The 17,684-nt window shown below is 72.5% G+C and carries 13 protein-coding genes and 1 riboswitch; of the genes, 6 read left to right on the forward strand and 7 right to left on the reverse strand.

Features of this window, described 5'->3' with window-relative positions:
* Positions 1 to 46: 46 nt before the first annotated feature.
* Both ACH4K1_RS00085 and ACH4K1_RS00090 read right to left on the reverse strand, forming a co-directional pair.
* Positions 47 to 3,094 (reverse strand): AfsR/SARP family transcriptional regulator, encoded by a 3,048-nt coding sequence (locus tag ACH4K1_RS00085; RefSeq protein ID WP_398084734.1) that lies wholly within the window; start codon positions 3,092 to 3,094, stop codon positions 47 to 49.
* A gap of 468 nt (positions 3,095 to 3,562) precedes the next feature.
* Positions 3,563 to 3,922 carry a hypothetical protein gene (locus ACH4K1_RS00090; RefSeq protein WP_228989528.1) on the reverse strand — a complete coding sequence of 120 codons (360 nt, stop codon included), beginning with the start codon at positions 3,920 to 3,922 and terminating at the stop codon, positions 3,563 to 3,565.
* A gap of 371 nt (positions 3,923 to 4,293) precedes the next feature.
* Between ACH4K1_RS00090 and ACH4K1_RS00095 the strand changes: the two genes are divergently transcribed.
* Positions 4,294 to 6,489 (forward strand): serine/threonine-protein kinase, encoded by a 2,196-nt coding sequence (locus ACH4K1_RS00095; RefSeq protein ID WP_398086518.1) that lies wholly within the window; start codon positions 4,294 to 4,296, stop codon positions 6,487 to 6,489.
* Between the two features lie 55 nt (positions 6,490 to 6,544).
* Here the strand turns inward: ACH4K1_RS00095 and ACH4K1_RS00100 are convergent, their stop codons facing one another.
* The 3 genes from ACH4K1_RS00100 to ACH4K1_RS00110 are packed head-to-tail and all read right to left on the reverse strand — an operon-like array spanning position 6,545 to position 8,910.
* Positions 6,545 to 6,949 (reverse strand): GntR family transcriptional regulator, encoded by a 405-nt coding sequence (locus ACH4K1_RS00100; RefSeq protein WP_398086520.1) that lies wholly within the window; start codon positions 6,947 to 6,949, stop codon positions 6,545 to 6,547.
* Positions 6,950 to 6,994: 45 nt separating this feature from the next.
* Positions 6,995 to 7,969 (reverse strand): ABC transporter permease, encoded by a 975-nt coding sequence (locus tag ACH4K1_RS00105; protein ID WP_398084737.1) that lies wholly within the window; start codon positions 7,967 to 7,969, stop codon positions 6,995 to 6,997.
* Entirely contained in the window at positions 7,966 to 8,910 is a 945-nt protein-coding gene (locus tag ACH4K1_RS00110) for an ABC transporter ATP-binding protein (RefSeq protein ID WP_398084740.1), read from the reverse strand. The genes ACH4K1_RS00105 and ACH4K1_RS00110 overlap by 4 nt, the downstream gene beginning before the upstream one ends.
* Before the next feature lie 148 nt (positions 8,911 to 9,058).
* Here ACH4K1_RS00110 and otsB point away from each other — a divergent pair, with 148 nt between their 5' ends.
* The gene (gene otsB, locus ACH4K1_RS00115) at positions 9,059 to 9,910 is read left to right on the forward strand and encodes a trehalose-phosphatase (protein WP_228989531.1); all 852 of its coding nucleotides are present in this window, start codon (positions 9,059 to 9,061) and stop codon (positions 9,908 to 9,910) included.
* Positions 9,911 to 10,034: 124 nt separating this feature from the next.
* Here the strand turns inward: otsB and ACH4K1_RS00120 are convergent, their stop codons facing one another.
* Together ACH4K1_RS00120 and ACH4K1_RS00125 are read right to left on the reverse strand one after the other, a co-directional pair.
* On the reverse strand, positions 10,035 to 11,435 hold the full coding sequence (locus ACH4K1_RS00120) for a trehalose-6-phosphate synthase (protein ID WP_398084744.1): 1,401 nt from the start codon (positions 11,433 to 11,435) through the stop codon (positions 10,035 to 10,037).
* Positions 11,436 to 11,566: 131 nt separating this feature from the next.
* Positions 11,567 to 12,517, reverse strand: coding sequence for a glucosyl-3-phosphoglycerate synthase (locus tag ACH4K1_RS00125; protein WP_398086522.1), 951 nt, complete (start codon positions 12,515 to 12,517; stop codon positions 11,567 to 11,569).
* A 153-nt stretch (positions 12,518 to 12,670) separates the two neighbouring features.
* Positions 12,671 to 12,798: riboswitch (SAM riboswitch) on the forward strand.
* A gap of 19 nt (positions 12,799 to 12,817) precedes the next feature.
* Between ACH4K1_RS00125 and thrC the strand changes: the two genes are divergently transcribed.
* The 4 genes from thrC (at position 12,818) to groL (ending at position 17,216) form a co-directional block, all read left to right on the forward strand.
* Positions 12,818 to 14,119 carry a threonine synthase gene (gene thrC / locus ACH4K1_RS00130; RefSeq protein ID WP_398084747.1) on the forward strand — a complete coding sequence of 434 codons (1,302 nt, stop codon included), beginning with the start codon at positions 12,818 to 12,820 and terminating at the stop codon, positions 14,117 to 14,119.
* 35 nt (positions 14,120 to 14,154) lie between these two features.
* Positions 14,155 to 14,433, forward strand: coding sequence for a MoaD/ThiS family protein (locus ACH4K1_RS00135; RefSeq protein WP_030113311.1), 279 nt, complete (start codon positions 14,155 to 14,157; stop codon positions 14,431 to 14,433).
* A 579-nt stretch (positions 14,434 to 15,012) separates the two neighbouring features.
* The gene (locus tag ACH4K1_RS00140) at positions 15,013 to 15,219 is read left to right on the forward strand and encodes a cold-shock protein (protein WP_003967346.1); all 207 of its coding nucleotides are present in this window, start codon (positions 15,013 to 15,015) and stop codon (positions 15,217 to 15,219) included.
* Between the two features lie 374 nt (positions 15,220 to 15,593).
* Positions 15,594 to 17,216: a chaperonin GroEL gene (groL, locus tag ACH4K1_RS00145; RefSeq protein ID WP_003967345.1), complete on the forward strand. Its 1,623-nt coding sequence runs from the start codon at positions 15,594 to 15,596 to the stop codon at positions 17,214 to 17,216.
* The last annotated feature ends 468 nt before the right edge of the window (positions 17,217 to 17,684 follow it).

The following is a 17,684-nucleotide window of genomic DNA, read 5'->3' on the forward strand; positions in this document are numbered from 1 at the left end:
CATAGGAAGCCGGCCTTTCACCCCGATTTCTCGCGCCCCGCCCCCGTCACCGTGCGGCGAGCTCCCGGGCGAGCACCGCGGCCTCCACGACGACGCCTTCCCTCTCGCCGGCCATCACCTTCTCCAGCGCGCGGCCCACCCGGCGCTCCCAGCTCCCGGCGTCCATCCCGCGGAAGACCTCCCGCGCCCGGCGGAGCCGGCCCACGGCCCCCGCGCCCCGCCGGATGGCCTCCGCACACGCGAGGTCCATCTCCGTACGGGCCTGGAGGAACCGGTCCGCGACCTCTTCCGCCGCGGCCAGCGCCTCCTTCAGCGTCGCCTCCGCCTCGTGCGGCCGGTCCTGACGCCACTGGGCCTCGCCGAGGGCGCGCAGGGCGTACGCCTCACCGAGCCGGTCGCCCTGCACCCGGGTGAGGGAGACGACCTCCCGGCACGACTCCTCGGCCGACCGCACCTCTCCCGCCCGCAGGTACGCCTCCGCGAGCCGGTAGATGTTCTGCGCCTTGCCCCGCACGGACCCGGCCGCCTCGCCCGACCTGATCGCCTCCCGGGTGAGCGCGATGCCCGCCTCCGTGTCGCCGCGTTCCAACTCGATCTGGGCCAGCAGCCCGAGCGCGTGCGAACGTTCCGCGAGATCGTCGCCGTGCCCGAAGTGGTCCAGCGCGGACCGGCAGAAGCGGGCCGCCCCGTCCAGGTCCCCCTTGAAGCGGGCGCAGAGGGCGAGGTTGCGCAGCACGAGCGCCCGCTCCCCGCTGTCGCCCGCCGACCATCCGTCGAGGAGCCCCATCGCCTGCGACAGCAGCTCCTCCGCATCGCCGTACCGGCGGCGGGTGATGGCGAGGGTGCCGAGCGAACGCAGCATCACCGCCGCGCCCGGCCCGTCCCCGGCGGTCCGTGCCGCTTCCAGGGACACCCGGGCCGCCTGCTCCCAGTCGTCCAGGTAGTTGCGCGTCTCGAACAGCGGGACCGTCCGCGCGATCAGCTCCCAGGCGTGTCCGAGCGCCGGGTTCTGCGCCGCGTGCCCGGTCAGGCCGAGCACGGCGGTGCGCTCCGACTCGAACCACGCGATCGGGTCGGCGAGCAGCCGGTCCACCGTGGCCCCGGGCAGGGCGACCGCGTGCCGCGCCCGGTGCGGCAGGAGCGTGCCCTTGCCGTACAGCCGCCGATGGGCCTCGTCGGCCAGGGTGAGCAACGTGCCGAACGCGCGCGCCACGGCGGCCTCCCGCTCCTGCTCGTCGTCCTCGACGTGGGCCCGCTCCCACGCGAAGAGCCGGAGCAGCTCCTGGATGCGGAAACGGCTCTGCAGGGCGCCGGTCCCCGGCGTCGACACCTCCAGCAGCTGCGCGTCGACCAGTTGCTCGATCAGGTCTTCGGCCCGGTGCACTCCCACGTCGAGCACCGCCGCTCCCATCCAGCCGGTGAACGTGGCCACCGGCAGGAGACCCAGCCGCCGGTAGAGCTGCGCCGCTTCCGGGGACAGCTCGCGGTAGCTGAGCTGGAATCCGGCTCGTACCCCGCCGTCGTTCGGGCTCAGCACGTCGAGCCTGCTGAAACGATCCTCCAGACGGGACGTGAGCTGGTGCAGCGACCAGTGCGGCCGGGTGGCGAGCCGGCCCGCCGCGATCCGCAGCGCCAGCGGGAGCCGTCCGCACAGCTCGACCAGCCGGGCCGCCGACACGGGGTCCGTGGCCACCCGCTCGGCCCCGATGACCGCCGCCAGCATCCGGTCGGCCTCGTCGGGCGTCATCACCTTCAACGGGATGTGCACGGCCGCGTAGTCCCCGGCCAGCTCGTCGAGCTGGTCCCGGCTGGTCACCAGGACGACGCACTGGCCGCGCCCGGGCAGCAGCGGTCTGATCTGGGTGGAGGACCGCACATCGTCCAGGATGATCAGCAGCCGTCTGCCGCTCAGCACCGACCGGTACAGCGCCGAGCGCTCCGGCAGCCCCGCGGGTATCTGCGCGCTGGACACCCCCAGCGCGCGGAGCGCCTGGTCGAGCACGGCCATCGGCGACAGGGGCCGGTCGTCCTCGCGGTAGCCGTGGACATCGATGAAGAGCTGCCCGTCGGGGAAGTGCCGGGCCACCCGGTTCGCCCAGTGCACGGCCAGCGCGCTCTTGCCGACCCCGCTGACCCCGGAGACGACGGCGACGGCGAGCACGCCGTCGTCCTGCCCCGGCAACATCTCGTCCAACGTCGCCAGTTCGGGCTCGCGGCCGGTGAACGCGGCGGCCGGCAGCGGAAGCTGGGCCGGCACCGACGCCCTCGCCGGCGGCGCGGCCGCGGCCGGCGCCGCTGCCCCCGCCGGGGCCTCCCCGCCCGGAGCGGCGGCGGACCCGTCCTCCTCCCGCAACACCTGGCGGTGCATCTCCCGCAGCGCGGGCCCCGGCTCCACCCCCAGCTCCTCCACGAGGGCCTCGCGGCCGAGCCGGTAGAGCTGCAGTGCTTCGGCGCGCCGCCCCGCGAGGTGGTGCGCCTGCATGAGGTGGGCGCGGGCCTGCTCGCGCAGCGGGTGCTCCCTGACCAGAGGCGTCAGCCGCGCGATGACGGGGCGGTGCCAGCCGAGCCGGAGCTGGAGGGCGGCGTACTCCTCGTTCACATCGAGCCAGAGCTCGTCGAGTTCGGTGACCGTGTCGTCGATCCGGCCGCCGCCGAGACCGTCCAGGACCCGCCCCCGCCAGAGCACGAGGGCCTGCTCGAACAGGTCGGTGGCCTCGCGGGCCCGGTCCTCGTGCGCGGCCGCGAGGCGGGCCCGCCCGATGAGTTCGCCGAGCTCCTTCAGATCGATCCAGCAGTTCCGCGAGGACAGGATGTACCCGGGGTGGCTCGTCTCGATGAGCCCGTCGTCCGCCCCCGCCGCCCGGAACACCTTGCGCAGCGAGGTGACGCAGATGGCGATCTGGTTACGAGCGGTGGCGGGCGGCGTCCCCTGCCAGACCGTCTCGGTGAGGGCGTCCACGGAGACGACCCGGTCCGGAGAGATCAGTAGCATCGCCAGCACCGCCCGCTGCCGACCGCTGCTCACCCGTACGGGGCGCCCGCCCGCCTCGATCTCCAGCGGCCCGAGCAGGCTGAACCGTATCCGCTCCGTCATGCATCCCCCACGTCCCCCGCCGTACCGTGCTGTGCGGAGCCCTCGCGTCCGAGGAGCGCCGCCGGACACGATGCTCATAGTTCAATCGATCAACGATTGAAACACGAAGTCAACACAGAGAGGCCGTGTGTCTTCACGAAGGGTTCACATCGTCGCTTCCGTCACGGTTCGCCGCGGAGCGACCGGCCCTGGGGCGCCGCCCGCGGGCAGGCACGTCGTGCTGGCGCCCCGCCCTCGGACGGTGCGGTACCGCACCCTGCCGGAGCGCCCGTGGAGGAGTTCGCCGTCGACGGCTCGGAGAGGCCCGGCCGCGAACGGCCCCCGGCCTCCCCGCCCGGGAAGGCCCCGGGGGAGGTCCGGCGGCAGCGTCACGGGCGCGCTGAAGAGGGCCTTGCCGGGGGGCGGCCGGGGGATGGGCTCCTGGGGGCGGGGCTTCCCGGCGGGGCGGCGGGGTGGTGGGGTGGTGGGTCAGTGGTCGGAGTAGCTGAAGTCGCCCATGGTCCAGGCGCTGACGTCCTGGATCGCGACGCGGTACATCCCGCCGGTCTCGGGGATGCCGACGGTGCCCTGCAGGATGCGGGCCACGTGGAAGTGGAGGTGGGTGGGCGGGCCTTCTCCGGGTGTGGTGGTGGTGAAGACGGTGGAGAAGTCGCTCAGGTGGGCGGAGTCGGCCAGGACCTCCGAGACCCGCTGCCTCCACACGGCTTCGGGGGCCAGGCGGCCGGTGATGACGGCGCCCCCGGCGACCACGGTCAGAGGCATCTGGTTGCTGTGCCCTGACTCCACCAGGGCGGCAACGTCGACAAGCAGTGCGTCAGGCTTCGACATGGAGCCGATTGTATTCGCCGGTCCTCGGCCGCCCGGAGGCAGCGCCCGTACGCCCCGGCGCGGTACCCGTACCGGGACGGACGGGCGGCAGGTGCTGCCGGCCGATCGACCGGAACGGGCACCGCGGGCTCCGTGGTCCGCGCCCCGCGTGACCGCCCCGGGACCGGGAGCCCCATGATCTCCCGGAGCGCGATGCTCCTATCCTGGGCGGGCGCGCGGCTCCGGTCGAGCGTGAACTACCGCAGGGGTCACGGCCATCGGGGGAACTGTTCAGGATGAATGGCGGCACGGGCGAAGGCGCGGGAACGGACGAAGGCGCGGGAGCGGGCGGCGGCGGGCGTACGGGCGCGGACAGCCGGCGGTACACGGCGATGGAGGGCATACGCCCGCTCGCGGCCGGCGACCCCGTGCGGATCGGGCCCTATCCGCTGCTCGGCCGGCTCGGCGCGGGCGGGATGGGCCGTGTGTATCTGGCCCGGTCGGCGGGCGGGCGCACCGTGGCCGTGAAAGTGGTGCACGAGGAGCACATCGCGAACGGGGAGTTCCGGGCCCGCTTCCGCCGGGAGATCCAGAGCGCCCGCCGGGTCGGGGGCCGCTGGACCGCCCCCGTGCTCGACGCCGACGCGGACGCCGAGCAGCCGTGGGTGGCCACCGGTTACGTACCCGGCCCCTCTCTGGAGCAGGCCGTCCGGGAGCACGGTCCGCTGCCCGCCGCGTCCGTGCAGGCGCTGGCCGAGGGGCTGTTGCGGGCCCTGCGGGGCATTCACGCCGCAGGGATCGTCCACCGGGATCTCAAACCCTCCAACGTTCTGCTCACCGTCGACGGTCCCCGCGTCATCGACTTCGGTATCGCCCGCGCGTTCCAGGTGTCCGTCGAGTCCCTGCTGACCGGTACCGGCATGGTCATCGGCTCGCCCGGCTTCATGGCGCCCGAGCAGATCCTGGGCGAGGCGACCGGTCCCGCGGCGGACGTCTTCTCCCTCGGCTGTGTGCTGATGTACGCGGCGGCCGGGCAGCTGCCGTTCGGGGCCGGCGCGAGCAACCAGCATTCCGTGATGTTCCAGATCGTTCAGTCCTCGCCGGATCTGACCGCCGTGGCGGACGCTCACCTGCGCGCGCTGATCGAACGCTGCCTGACCAAGAGTGCCGCCGAACGGCCAAGTGTGGAAGCCCTGTTGGAGGAGCTTGCGGCCTCGAAGTCCGAGGCCGCCCCGCATGGCGCCTGGTTGCCGCCCGTGCTGCTGGCCCGGTTGGCGCGTCAGTCGGCCCTGTTGCTCGACGCGGAGGTTCCGGGGCAGGGGGGAGAGCCGGGGAGTTCGGGGGGCTCGAAGGGCGCGGTCGGGGTGGACTCGCCGGAGGACCGGGGCACGGCCGTACCCGTACTCGTACCTGTACGTGAGGGGGAGGGGGCACGCGAGGGGGAGGGTGTTCTCGAGGCCGCAGACGTATCCGGGGCCGAGGGGCCCGACCGCGCGCCCGCTGCCTCCGCGCCGGAACCCCTTGCTCCCGCGCCTGAAGCCGCTGATCCCGCTGCTTCCGCCCCGGTTCCCGCCCCCGGCCCGGTCCCGACCGCCGCTTCCGCCCCGGTCCCGGCCTCCGGCCCGGTCCCCGTGCCCGCTGCCGCCCCCGCTCACCGTGACCTCGGGACGGTCGATCTGCGCCCGGCTCCGGTGGAGGCCGTCGAACCGGCCGCGAAGCCCGTCCCGGCCGCCGCTGAGCCGCCTTCCGCCTCCCACGGGGGCCGGTCGCGTCGCCGCCGGGTCTGGATCGTCGCGGCCGTCGTCGTCGCCGTGCTGGCCGCCGGTGGGACCACGGCGTTCCTCAACCGCGACCCCGGAGGCCCCGGGGACGCCCGGGGCGGGGAGGCCGCGACGCCACCCGGTTCCGCTGGCGCTTCCTCCGGCCCCGCGGCCTCGCCCTCCGAGAAGGGCGACGACAAGGACGGGGCGAAGGACGGCGGGAAGGACGACCCGAAGGACGAGGGCGCGGAGAAGGGGGACGAGGGAGAGAAGGGGGAGAAGGGGGAGGGAAGCGCCGGGGAGGGTGACGACGCCGGCGGCGGCGGCTCCGTGCCCGGCGGCGGTGGGTCCGGCGAGGGCGGGTCCGCGGACGCCGCAGGCGCCGGCGGAGACGGGGGCGGGCAGGGCGGCGCCGGGTCGTCGGCGTCGAGCGGGTCCGGAGACGGCGCGAAGCCGCCCGCGTCGGACCCCGGCCCCGCCCCGGACGGCCGGGTGCCGCAGCAGTTCGTCGGTACCTGGTCCATCGCGTCCCAGTACGACGTCCTCCAGCCCCACACCGTGGTCATCCGGCGGGTGTCGCCCGGCCGGTCGGCGGTGACCCTCGTCTCCGACGTACAGGGCTCGGGGCACTGCGAGTACACGGCGAAGCTCAGCTCCGTGGCGTCCGGCGGGACGCGGATCAACGTCGGCGCCGGCGTGGTGGACACGGCCCGGTCCACCGGTATGTGCCGGGACACCGATCCTTCGTCCTTCACCCTGGCCGGCTCCGGCATCCTGCACGACGTCGGCCCCGCCCACGGCAGCGGCTACCGCTACAACCGCGCCTGACCGGCGCCGGTGGGCCCGGCGCCGGTCAGGCGCGGTCGCAGGGGTCCGGCGCCGGTCAGTCCGGCGCCTCGCCCGGGTACGCGCTCGCGAACACCGCGTGGAACAGGGCCCTGACGTCCTGCCCGGTGAGGCCCTCGGCACGGGCCTGGCCCATCCAGTCGGCCAGCGCGGACCGCAGGGGGGAGTCGGGGCCGGACTGGGGCTGGGCGAGGGTGCGGGTGATGAACGTTCCGGCGCCCTGCCGTACTTCGGCGAGTCCCATACGTTCCAACTCGCGGTACGCCTTGAGCGTCGTGTTCGGGTTGACCTTGGTGGTCGCGGCGACCTGGGCCGCGGTGGGCAGCCGGTCGCCCTCCTCCAGCGCCCCCATGCGCAGAGCCTGTTCGACCTGCCGGACGATCTGGAGGTAGGTCGACACCCCACTGCGCCGGTCGATGCGGAACACGACCACGGACTTCACCTTCCGCTCGATTGCCGACACTTTACGTAGGACAGGGGGCCGGACCTACAGCGGGCGGCGCGAGGCCCACCAGAGGGTGAACGCCGTGAGCAGGGCCGTCCCGGCGAGCAGGAGGCCCGTGGCGGTCCACTGCATGGCGCCCATCTGGCTGTAGTCGAGGTACTCGATCACGTCGTTGACGATGCCGTGCTTCTCGATGCACGCGTTCTGCGCCTTCTCGGTCGTCTCGGCGCAGATGCCCCAGTTGTACAGAGTCCCGTCCGCACTGCCGACCCAGCGGTCGACCTCGTACGCGTCGGCGAAGCGTTCCGGAAGTTCGGTGTCCTTCGGGTACGTGAACATCTGCGAGGAGCCGAGCCGCAACCGGATCTCGTCCCAGACGAACAGGGTGGTGACCGACGTGAAGAGGAACGCGCCCACCATGGCCGGGAGCACCCGGCGGACCAAGACGCCGATGGTGATGCCCGCGGCGGTGAGGAAGAGGAGGAACGCGGGCAGGACGGGCCCGGTGTTGTCGAAGATCACGCCGTCGGTCCACCCGCTGAGGAAGATCGAGCGGTACGGCTTCCACCACCAGGTGAACAGCGCCGAGAGCACCACGCCGGAGACCAGCGCGAGGGTGTAGGCCAGGCCCAGCTTGGCGATCAGCCACTGGCGGCGGGAGACCGACTGGGTGGTGACGAGCTGCGCGGTGCCGCTCTCCTGGTCGCCCGCGATCAGCGGGGCGCCGATGAAGACGGCGAGGATCAGCGGCAGGCCGTTGATGATGTTGGTGATGTACTCGTAGCCGCGGTGGTTCTCCATCGGCTGCCCGGCGTCCTTCTCCGGCCAGCCCTTCGCGTCGAGGAACTGGACCAGTTCGTTGCGCTCGTACACGATCCAGATCGCGGTCAGCAGGGTCAGGCCGAGGACGCAGGTCAGGGCGATCCGGTGCTGGCGGACGACGAGCCAGAGCAGCCCGCGCAGCAGGCGGCGGTCCGAACCGGTCGCGGTGGGCTTCTCGGTGAGGGTGGCGCTCATGCGGCCTGGATCCCTTCGGCGTCGACGCGGGCGCCCTGGGTGTAGAGCGAGGGTGCGTCCGGGGAGCGGAGGTGGGCGAGGAGGACTTCCTCCAGCGAGGGCTCGGCGGTCTCCCAGTCGGCCGGGAGCGGTCCCCGCGGCCGGATCATCGCCTGGAACTGCCGCCCCTGGAGGCGGGTTTCGACGACCGTGTGGTGGCCCAGCTCGGGAGGGAGCGAGCCGTCGTGGCTCACCCCCGTGACCAGGGTGTGGGCCGGGACCAGCGCGTCGGCGTCACCGGCCATGCGGATGCGGCCCTCGGCGACGACCAGCAGGTAGTCGCACATGTCCTCCAGCTCGGTCAGCATGTGCGAGGACATCACCACCGTGGTGCCGCGCTCGACGGCCTCCGCCATCAGGAGGGTGCTCATCTCGTCGCGGGCCAGCGGGTCGAGGTCCGCCATCGGCTCGTCCAGGAGCAGCAGGTCGGGCCGTTTGCCGAAGGCGAGGGCGAAGGCGAGGCGGGTGCGCTGGCCACCGGAGAGCGTGCCGACCCGCGCGTTCTGCGGAACGTTGCCCGCGCGGACGATGCGGTGCGCGGCGGCGGCGTCCCACTCGGGGTTCAACTCCGCGCCCATCCGGAGGGTCTCGGCCACGGTGAACCGCTTGAACAGCGGCTTGTCCTGCCCCAGGAACGCGATCTTCGGCAGGACGGCGGGGTCGTCGACCGGTACGCCGAAGACCCGCAGGCCGCCGGTGGTCGGCTGTACCTGCCGGGTCGCCAGCCCGAGCAGGGTGCTCTTGCCGGCCCCGTTCGGGCCGACCAGACCGCAGATGCGGCCGGCCGGAATCCGGAAGGAGCAGTCGCGCAGCGCCCAGCCGCGTCGGTAGCGCTTGCCCAGGCCCCGGGCTTCGAGTGCCCAGCTGCCGGGCGCCGCGTTGGGGGTGCTCGTGTCTGCCACGCGCCTCACCTCGATTCCATGAGTCAATTAATGGAATCATGGAGTTGTGAGGGAGCGGGTGTCAAGCTCGGTCGCCCCGGCGCAGGCGTCCGCACGGGCCGGCGGCGTACGTATGCGCTCTCCGACGCCGAGGGATTAGGCTCGCCCCATGGGCAGTCACCCGGAAAACCTGCCGACCCCGACCACTCCGGCCGGCCGCGAGGGGCTCGACGCCGTGCTCGCCCGGCCCGACCGCGCGGTCGTCGCCCTCGACTTCGACGGCACGCTCGCCGACATCGTCGCCGACCCCGAGCAGGCGCGCGCCCACCCCGGCACCGTCGAGGCGCTCGCCGCCCTCGCGCCGAAGGTCGCGGCCGTCGCCGTGATCACCGGCCGCCCGGCGGACGTGGCGGTGCGGTACGGCGGTTTCGCGGGCGTCCCCGGCCTGGAGCACCTGGTCGTGCTCGGCCACTACGGCGCCGAGCGCTGGGACGCCGTGACCGGAACGGTCGACGCCCCCGCCCCGCACCCGGGCGTCACCGCGGTCCGAGCCGAACTTCCCGGCCTCCTCGACAAGCTCGGCGTGGGGGACGGCGCCTGGATCGAGGAGAAGGGGCAGGCCGTCGCGGTCCACACCCGGCGCGCCGAGGACCCGCAGGCGGCCTTCGATACGCTGGCCGGCCCCCTCGGCGAGCTGGCCGCGCAGCACGGTCTGATCATCGAACCCGGCCGCCTGGTCCTGGAGTTGCGGCCGCCCGGCATGGACAAGGGCGTGGCCCTGGCCCGGTTCGTCGCCGAGCTGGACGCGGAGTCCGTGATCTACGCGGGCGACGACCTCGGGGACCTCGCCGCCTTCGCCGCCGTGGAGAAGCTGCGGACCGAGGGCCCGGACGGCGTCCCCGGCCTCCTGGTGTGCAGCGGCAGCGCCGAGGTGCCCGAACTGGCCGAACGCGCGGACCTGTCGGTCCCCGGCCCGGCGGCGGTGGTGGCCTTCCTGGCGGCGTTGGCGGAACGGCTGTAGTTCCCGGCCGCGCCGCGCCGCAGTGCGGAGCCGGGCCGCGCGGCCCGGCTCCCGGCGCACGTCCGGCGGCGCCCCACCGGCGCCTGCGGCCTGCGCAGGCCGTGCGGCCCTCCGGCCGCTCCCCTCACTCCTGGCGCAGCGCCTCCAGCTGGTCCAGGAACCACTGCTGCGGCGGCAGCGCCGTCGCCGCCCCGGCCAGCCGCTCCGTGCGGGCGGACCGTTGGTCGCCGGGCATCGTCAGCGCCTCGTGCAGGGCCTCCGCCGTGCCCGTCACGTCGTACGGGTTCACCGTGATCGCGTCCTCGCCCAGCTCCTCGTACGCCCCCGCCTCCCGTGACAGCACCAGCGCACAGCCCTGGTCCGAGACGACCGGGACCTCCTTGGCGACCAGGTTCATGCCGTCGCGGATCGGGTTGACCAGGGCCACGTCCGCCAGCCGGTACGCGGCCAGCGAGCGGGCGAAGTCGTCCTTGACGTGGAGGACGACGGGGGTCCAGCCCTCGGTGCCGTACTGGCCGTTGATCTCCGTCGCCAGCGACTGCACGGCCGCCGTGTAGTCCCGGTAGACGGCGAGGTCCTGGCGGGAGGGGTAGGCGAAGGCGATGTGCACGACGCGCTCGCGCCACTCCGGATGGGACTCCAGCAGGGTCCGGTAGGCGTGCAGGCCGCGCACGATGTTCTTGGACAGCTCGGTGCGGTCCACCCGGACGATGGTCTTCCGCCCCTCGCCCACCTGCTCCCGCAGCGCGGCCATCCGCTCGTCCACGTCCGGCTCGTGCGCACGCCGGCGCAGGAAGTCCGCGTCGGCCCCGAGGCCGTGCACCCCGACCCGGGTCCGGCCCGTCCCGCCGAGGATCTCGGTGCAGCAGGCGATGAACGCGTCCGCCCAGCGGCGGGTCAGGAAGGCGGCCCGGTCCGCGCCGAGGATGCCGCGCAGCAGCTGTTCGGCGATGTCGTCGGGCAGCAGCCGGAAGTAGTCCACGGGCGCCCACGGGGTGTGCGAGAAGTGGCCGATCCTCAGGTCCGGGCGCAGCTCGCGCAGCATTCCGGGGACCAGGGCCAGGTGGTAGTCCTGGACGAGGACCGAGGCCCCCGGCTCCGCCTCCTCGGCCAGCGCCCGCGCGAACGCCCGGTTGTACGTCTCGTACGCGGCCCACTGCCGGCGGAACTCCGCGTCGAAGACCGGTTCGACCGGCGTCTGGTAGAGCATGTGGTGGACGAACCACAGCACCGAGTTCGCGATGCCGTTGTAGGCGGCGGCGTGCACCTCGGCGTCGATGTCCAGCATCCGGACGCCCGGCTCCCCGACCCCGCGGCGGACCGCCTCGCGGTCGCCCTCGCCGAGGGCCGCGCAGACCCACACCTTGTCGTCGACGGCGCTCAGCCCGGAGACGAGGCCGCCCCCGCCGCGTTTGGCGTCGAGCTCCCCGCCCTCACCGAGCGTGTACGAGACGGGGCCGCGGTTGGACGCGACGAGGACCTGGGAAGCGGTGGAACCGGGGGAAGGCGTGTGCTCGGAGACCATGTACCGGAACCTAGCCCGTGAGCCCGGCCCCCAAACGCCCCGACGCTCCACCCGGCCACCGCCCCACACGGCCGCGGCGCTCCATCCGCCCACCGCCTCACACGGCCGCGGCGCTCCGGGCGCTCACCGCCTCACGCCGCCCACCGCTCCGCGTACTCCGCGATCTCCCGCATCGGCGGCCGCTCCTCGGTGTCCACCGGATGCGTACGGGGGACGAAGCCGCCCTCGCCGCGCTCGAACTGGGTCAGCGACGGCCGCACCAGATGGCCGCGGGAGAGCCTGAGCTGCGCCGTGCGGTAGATCGCCGCCGCCATCCGGCCCAGCGCCCGCCCGTCCTGGTGGCGGTGGACGCGTACGCCGACGTCGACCTGGCCCAGCGCGTCCAGCCCCACCGTGTGCAGCGCGTCCACCAGCAGCCCCAGCTCCACCCCGTAACCGACCGGGAACGGCAGCCGCTCCAGCAGGGAGCGCCGCACCGCGTACTCGCCGCCCAGCGGCTGCACGAACCCGGCCAGCCGGGGCCAGTGCAGATTGAGCAGCGGGCGTGCCACCAGTTCGGTGACCCGGCCGCCCTGGCCCGCCTCGTCGCCGAGCGGGCGGTCGTACATCGCCTTGACGAACTGCACGTCGGGGTCGGTCAGCAGCGGCCCGACCGTCCCCGAGACGAAGTCCGCCGAGAAGTCCCGGAGGTCCGCGTCCACGAAGCAGACGATCTCGCCGCTGGTCACCAGGAGTGACCGCCACAGGACCTCGCCCTTGCCGGGCACCGCCGGAATCCGGGGCAGGATCGCGTCCCGGTGGACCACCCGCGCGCCCGCCGCCCGCGCCACGGACGCGGTGGCGTCGGTGGAGCCGGAGTCGATCACCAGGAGTTCGTCGACGAGCCGGACCTCCTCCATCAGCTCCCGCCGGATCGTCGCCACGATCGCGCCGACCGTGGCCTCCTCGTTCAACGCGGGCAGCACCACGCTCACGGTCGTACGCCGCGGGTCGGCGGCCCGCGCCTCGGTGAGCCGGTTCAGCGGGCGGTCGCCGGACGACCAGGAACGCCTGGTCAGCCAGCGTTCCACCTCTTCGAGCACGGTCGGCACTCCCTGTGTGTGATCCATCTCGCGGTTCGGACGACTATCTCGCCGGTCCGGTGCTTCGGTTACAGTCTTGAGCAACGCGCGGAGCCATCGCATGTCGGGGTCGGAGCGCGCATAAACGCCTGGATCGAAGATCCAGTGCCACAGAGCTCATCCAGAGGGACTGAGGGAACGGCCCGTTGAAGTCCCGGCAACCCTCCTGCCGACCGCGAGGTCACGGTGGGGAAGGTGCCAATTCCGTCTTGCGGCGAAATGCGTCGCGAGGAAGATGAGGAGAAAGGGACCTCCGCCATCATGGCTGTTCAGACCGTTGCAGGCACCACCACTTCTTCCGCCCCGGCCGTCGATCTCGGTCCCGCCGCGGCGCTCTCCTGCCGCGAGTGCGGCGAGCGGTTCGAGCTCGGCCCCCTCTTCGCCTGCGCCTCCTGTTTCGGGCCGCTGGAAGTGGCGTACGACCTGCCCACCGCCTCCCCCGAGGAGCTGCGCAAGCGCATCGAGGCCGGCCCGGACAACATCTGGCGGTACGCCCCGCTGCTCCCCGTCCCCGCCGACGTGGCGGAGAAGCCCAACATCAACCCGGGCTTCACCAAGCTCGTCAAGGCCGACAACCTCGCCCGCGAGCTGGGCGTCACCGGCGGCCTGTACGTGAAGGACGACTCCGGCAACCCGACGCACTCCTTCAAGGACCGCGTCGTCGCGATCGCCGTCGAGGCCGCCCGCGCCTTCGGCTTCACCACCCTCTCCTGCTCCTCCACGGGCAACCTGGCCGGAGCCGTCGGCGCCGCCGCCGCCCGCGCCGGCCTGCGCTCCTGCGTCTTCATCCCGCACGACCTGGAGCAGGGCAAGGTCGTCATGGCCGCGGTGTACGGCGGTGAGCTGGTCGGCATCGAGGGCACCTACGACGACGTCAACCGCTTCTGCTCCGAGCTCATCGGCGACCCGCTCGGCGAGGGCTGGGGCTTCGTCAACGTCAACCTCCGCCCGTACTACGGCGAGGGCTCCAAGACGCTGGCGTACGAGATCTGCGAACAGCTCGGCTGGAAGCTGCCCGACCAGATCGTCATCCCGATCGCGTCCGGCTCCCAGCTCACCAAGATCGACAAGGGGTTCCAGGAGCTGATCAAGCTCGGCCTCGTCGAGGACAGGCCGTACAAGATCTTCGGCGCCCAGGCCGAGGGCTGCTCCCCGGTCTCCGCCGCCTTCAAGGCCGGCCACGACGTCGTACGGCCCCAGAAGCCGAACACCATCGCCAAGTCGCTGGCCATCGGCAACCCGGCGGACGGCCCGTACGTCCTGGACATCGCCCGCCGCACCGGCGGCGCGGTCGAGGACGTCACCGACGAGCAGGTCGTCGACGCGATCAAGCTGCTGGCCCGCACCGAGGGCATCTTCGGCGAGACGGCGGGCGGGGTGACCGTCGGCGTGACGAAGAAGCTGGTCGAGGCCGGCGTGATCGACCCGGCGCTCACCACCGTCGTCCTGAACACCGGCGACGGCCTCAAGACGCTCGACGCGGTCGCCCCCACCTCGCAGGCCACGGCGACCATCAAGCCGAGCCTGGACGCGTTCCGCGCCGCGGGCCTCGCCTCCGCCTGACCATCCCGACCGCAGCACCGAGAAAGGCGTCCGTCATGAGCGTCAAGGTCCGCATCCCCACCATCCTCCGCACCTACACGGGCGGCCAGGCCGAGGTCACGGCGGAGGGAGCGAAGCTCTCCGAGGTCATCGAGTCCCTGGAGAAGGACCACCCGGGCATCGCGGCCCGCGTCCTGGACGACCAGGGCAAGCTGCGCCGCTTCGTCAACGTGTACGTCAACGACGACGACGTGCGCTTCGAGGGCGGCCTGGACGCGGCCACCCCGGACGGCGCGGGCGTCTCGATCATCCCCGCGGTCGCCGGCGGCTGCTGAACCGTCCCGGGCGGGCCGATCCGGGCCGAGCCGCCTCGGGCCGGGCCGGTCCGATCCGGGCTGAGCCGGCCCGGCCCGAGCCCCGTGGGGCTGCCGAGCCCCATGGGGCTGCCGGGCTCCGCGGGACCGTCGAGCCCTGCGGGACCGTCGGGCCCCGTGCGGCCATGGTGCTTTCGTGTGACCTCAGTTGCCCCCTCCGCTCCAGAAGCGGAGGGGGCAATTCTGCATGGTTGAGCGCGGTACAGTTGGGGAAGCCCCGTTCGCTGCTCGTGCCGCCCGCATATGAGAATGCGCCCGGCCCCGATAAGAAGCAGCCAAAGTACGTGAACCTCTTGCGGTTTAAGTGCCCTTTGTCTGGCCCGACTTGCCCGTAAATCTCAGGAAACCCGCATATTCGCGTGTTCAAGCGCGCCCAGATTTCTCGTCCGATTGACCTGTTGCAGAGGGCAGTTGGACGGATACATTCGGCCGCGGTCGACGCGCTGCGGCGCCGCGCACCCTCTCCTGTCGGAGGGTGAGTCGCGACCCGGGCCCGCGAAGTGCGGTCCCGTGCAAGGGCCAGTAATAGGGGAGTTAGGCATGGCTCAGGGCACCGTCAAGTGGTTCAACGCGGAGAAGGGGTACGGCTTCATCGCGGTCGACGGTGGTGCGGATGTTTTCGTCCACTACAGCGCGATCCAGATGGACGGGTACCGCACCCTCGAAGAGGGTCAGCGAGTTGAATTCGAGATCTCGCAGGGCCAGAAGGGGCCCCAGGCCGACATGGTCAAGCTCGCCGTCGGCTGAGCTCGGCACGGTCGTCCGACGACACCACTCACGCACGTAGGGCCCGACCCCGGGAATGCTCCAGCCGGGGATCGGGCCCTACGCGCGTCCGGGGGCGGCGGAGCCCCCCCGGGGGCCGTACGGCCGACGGCCCCCTGTCGCGCCCCCGCGGCCCCGGACCGCCTGGCGGGTACTCGCCCGAGGCGCTTGCACTCTCGGGGGTCGAGTGCTAATCATTGGCGTTAGCACTCTCCAGGTGAGAGTGACAGAATTTTGGACCGGGCCGGTGAGGTCCGCAGGTGCGGTGGGGCAAGGAACCACCACACGGCAGGCCGTCCGTCGCGGGCGCCTCTCGGTCCGGAGCAATCCACCCCTGTCCGGGAGGACCACTTCACATGGCCAAGATCATCGCGTTCGACGAGGAGGCACGGCGCGGTCTCGAGCGCGGGATGAACCAGCTCGCCGACGCCGTCAAGGTCACCCTCGGCCCCAAGGGCCGTAACGTCGTCCTCGAGAAGAAGTGGGGCGCGCCCACGATCACCAACGATGGTGTTTCCATCGCCAAGGAGATCGAGCTCGAGGACCCGTACGAGAAGATCGGTGCGGAGCTGGTCAAGGAGGTCGCCAAGAAGACGGACGACGTCGCCGGCGACGGTACGACCACCGCCACCGTTCTCGCCCAGGCTCTCGTCCGCGAGGGTCTGCGCAACGTTGCCGCCGGCGCCAACCCGATGGCCCTCAAGCGCGGCATCGAGAAGGCCGTCGAGGCCGTCTCCGCCGCTCTGCTGGAGCAGGCCAAGGACGTGGAGACCAAGGAGCAGATCGCCTCCACCGCCTCCATCTCCGCCGCCGACACCGAGATCGGCGCCAAGATCGCCGAGGCGATGGACAAGGTCGGCAAGGAAGGCGTCATCACCGTCGAGGAGTCCCAGACCTTCGGTCTGGAGCTGGAGCTCACCGAGGGTATGCGCTTCGACAAGGGCTACATCTCGGCGTACTTCGCCACCGACATGGAGCGTATGGAGGCGTCGCTCGACGACCCGTACATCCTGATCGTCAACTCGAAGATCGGCAGCGTCAAGGACCTGATCCCGCTGCTGGAGAAGGTCATGCAGTCGGGCAAGCCCCTGCTGATCATCGCCGAGGACGTCGAGGGCGAGGCGCTCTCCACCCTGGTCGTCAACAAGATCAAGGGCACCTTCAAGTCCGTCGCCGTCAAGGCTCCGGGCTTCGGCGACCGCCGCAAGGCCATGCTCGCGGACATCGCCATCCTCACCGGCGGCACCGTGATCTCCGAGGAGGTCGGTCTCAAGCTGGAGAACGCCGGCCTGGACCTGCTCGGCCGCGCCCGCAAGGTCGTCATCACCAAGGACGAGACGACGATCGTCGACGGCGCCGGTGACAGCGACCAGGTTCAGGGTCGCGTCAACCAGATCCGTGCCGAGATCGAGAACTCCGACTCGGACTACGACCGCGAGAAGCTCCAGGAGCGCCTCGCGAAGCTGGCCGGCGGCGTGGCCGTCATCAAGGCCGGCGCCGCCACCGAGGTGGAGCTCAAGGAGCGCAAGCACCGCATCGAGGACGCGGTGCGCAACGCCAAGGCCGCCGTCGAGGAGGGCATCGTCGCCGGTGGTGGCGTGGCTCTGCTCCAGGCCTCGGCCGTCTTCGAGAAGCTCGACCTCACGGGCGACGAGGCGACCGGCGCCAACGCCGTGAAGCTCGCGCTGGAGGCCCCGCTCAAGCAGATCGCCGTCAACGGTGGTCTCGAGGGCGGCGTCGTCGTGGAGAAGGTCCGCAACCTCCCGATCGGCCACGGCCTGAACGCCGCGACCGGTGAGTACGTCGACATGATCGCCGAGGGCATCCTCGACCCGGCGAAGGTCACGCGTTCCGCCCTGCAGAACGCCGCGTCCATCGCCGCGCTGTTCCTCACCACCGAGGCCGTCATCGCCGACAAGCCCGAGAAGGCCGGCGCGGCCGCTCCGGGCGGCATGCCGGGCGGTGACATGGACTTCTGATCGGCCTGCCGATCGCGAAGTTCCGCGTACGTCCCTCAGGGGCGGTACCTCCTTCACGGAGGTGCCGCCCCTGAGGCGTCTGCGGGGCCGGCAAGCCGGGAGCGGGGGCGGGCACGGGTGTGGCGCGGCTGTGGGGGTGGCTGCGGCTGGGGAGTGGCTGCGGCTGCGGGGGGCAGGAGGAGGTGGTCCGTCCGGGGTTCCGCCCGTGGTCCGGAGAGGGCTCGGCCGTGGTTCCGCCCGTGGTCCGGAGAGGCCCGCCCGGGGTCCGGAGGGGCTCGGCCTCGGGTGCGGAGGGGGCTCGGCCTCGGGTCCGGAGGGGTTCGGCCCGGGAACGCCGGGCCGCTCGGTAGTCGGACGGTCGCTGTGGGCGTTCGGCGTGGCCGAATGATGTCTTGCCGCGATCTTCGCGGTACGGCAGCACGGGCCGGTGCGGTTTCGCCGAAGTCGGTGGCGTGCCCGTCGCGCGTG

Source organism: Streptomyces sp. NPDC017448 (assembly GCF_044330565.1).
Classification (GTDB): domain Bacteria; phylum Actinomycetota; class Actinomycetes; order Streptomycetales; family Streptomycetaceae; genus Streptomyces.

Coding starts and splice junctions, on each gene's coding strand:
- ACH4K1_RS00085 (WP_398084734.1), bottom strand. CDS start 3,094: ATGACGGAGCGGATACGGTTCAGCCTGCTCGGGCCGCTGGAGATCGAG.
- ACH4K1_RS00090 (WP_228989528.1), bottom strand. CDS start 3,922: ATGTCGAAGCCTGACGCACTGCTTGTCGACGTTGCCGCCCTGGTGGAG.
- ACH4K1_RS00095 (WP_398086518.1), top strand. CDS start 4,294: ATGGAGGGCATACGCCCGCTCGCGGCCGGCGACCCCGTGCGGATCGGG.
- ACH4K1_RS00105 (WP_398084737.1), bottom strand. CDS start 7,969: ATGAGCGCCACCCTCACCGAGAAGCCCACCGCGACCGGTTCGGACCGC.
- otsB (WP_228989531.1), top strand. CDS start 9,059: ATGGGCAGTCACCCGGAAAACCTGCCGACCCCGACCACTCCGGCCGGC.
- ACH4K1_RS00120 (WP_398084744.1), bottom strand. CDS start 11,435: ATGGTCTCCGAGCACACGCCTTCCCCCGGTTCCACCGCTTCCCAGGTC.
- thrC (WP_398084747.1), top strand. CDS start 12,818: ATGGCTGTTCAGACCGTTGCAGGCACCACCACTTCTTCCGCCCCGGCC.
- ACH4K1_RS00135 (WP_030113311.1), top strand. CDS start 14,155: ATGAGCGTCAAGGTCCGCATCCCCACCATCCTCCGCACCTACACGGGC.
- ACH4K1_RS00140 (WP_003967346.1), top strand. CDS start 15,013: ATGGCTCAGGGCACCGTCAAGTGGTTCAACGCGGAGAAGGGGTACGGC.
- groL (WP_003967345.1), top strand. CDS start 15,594: ATGGCCAAGATCATCGCGTTCGACGAGGAGGCACGGCGCGGTCTCGAG.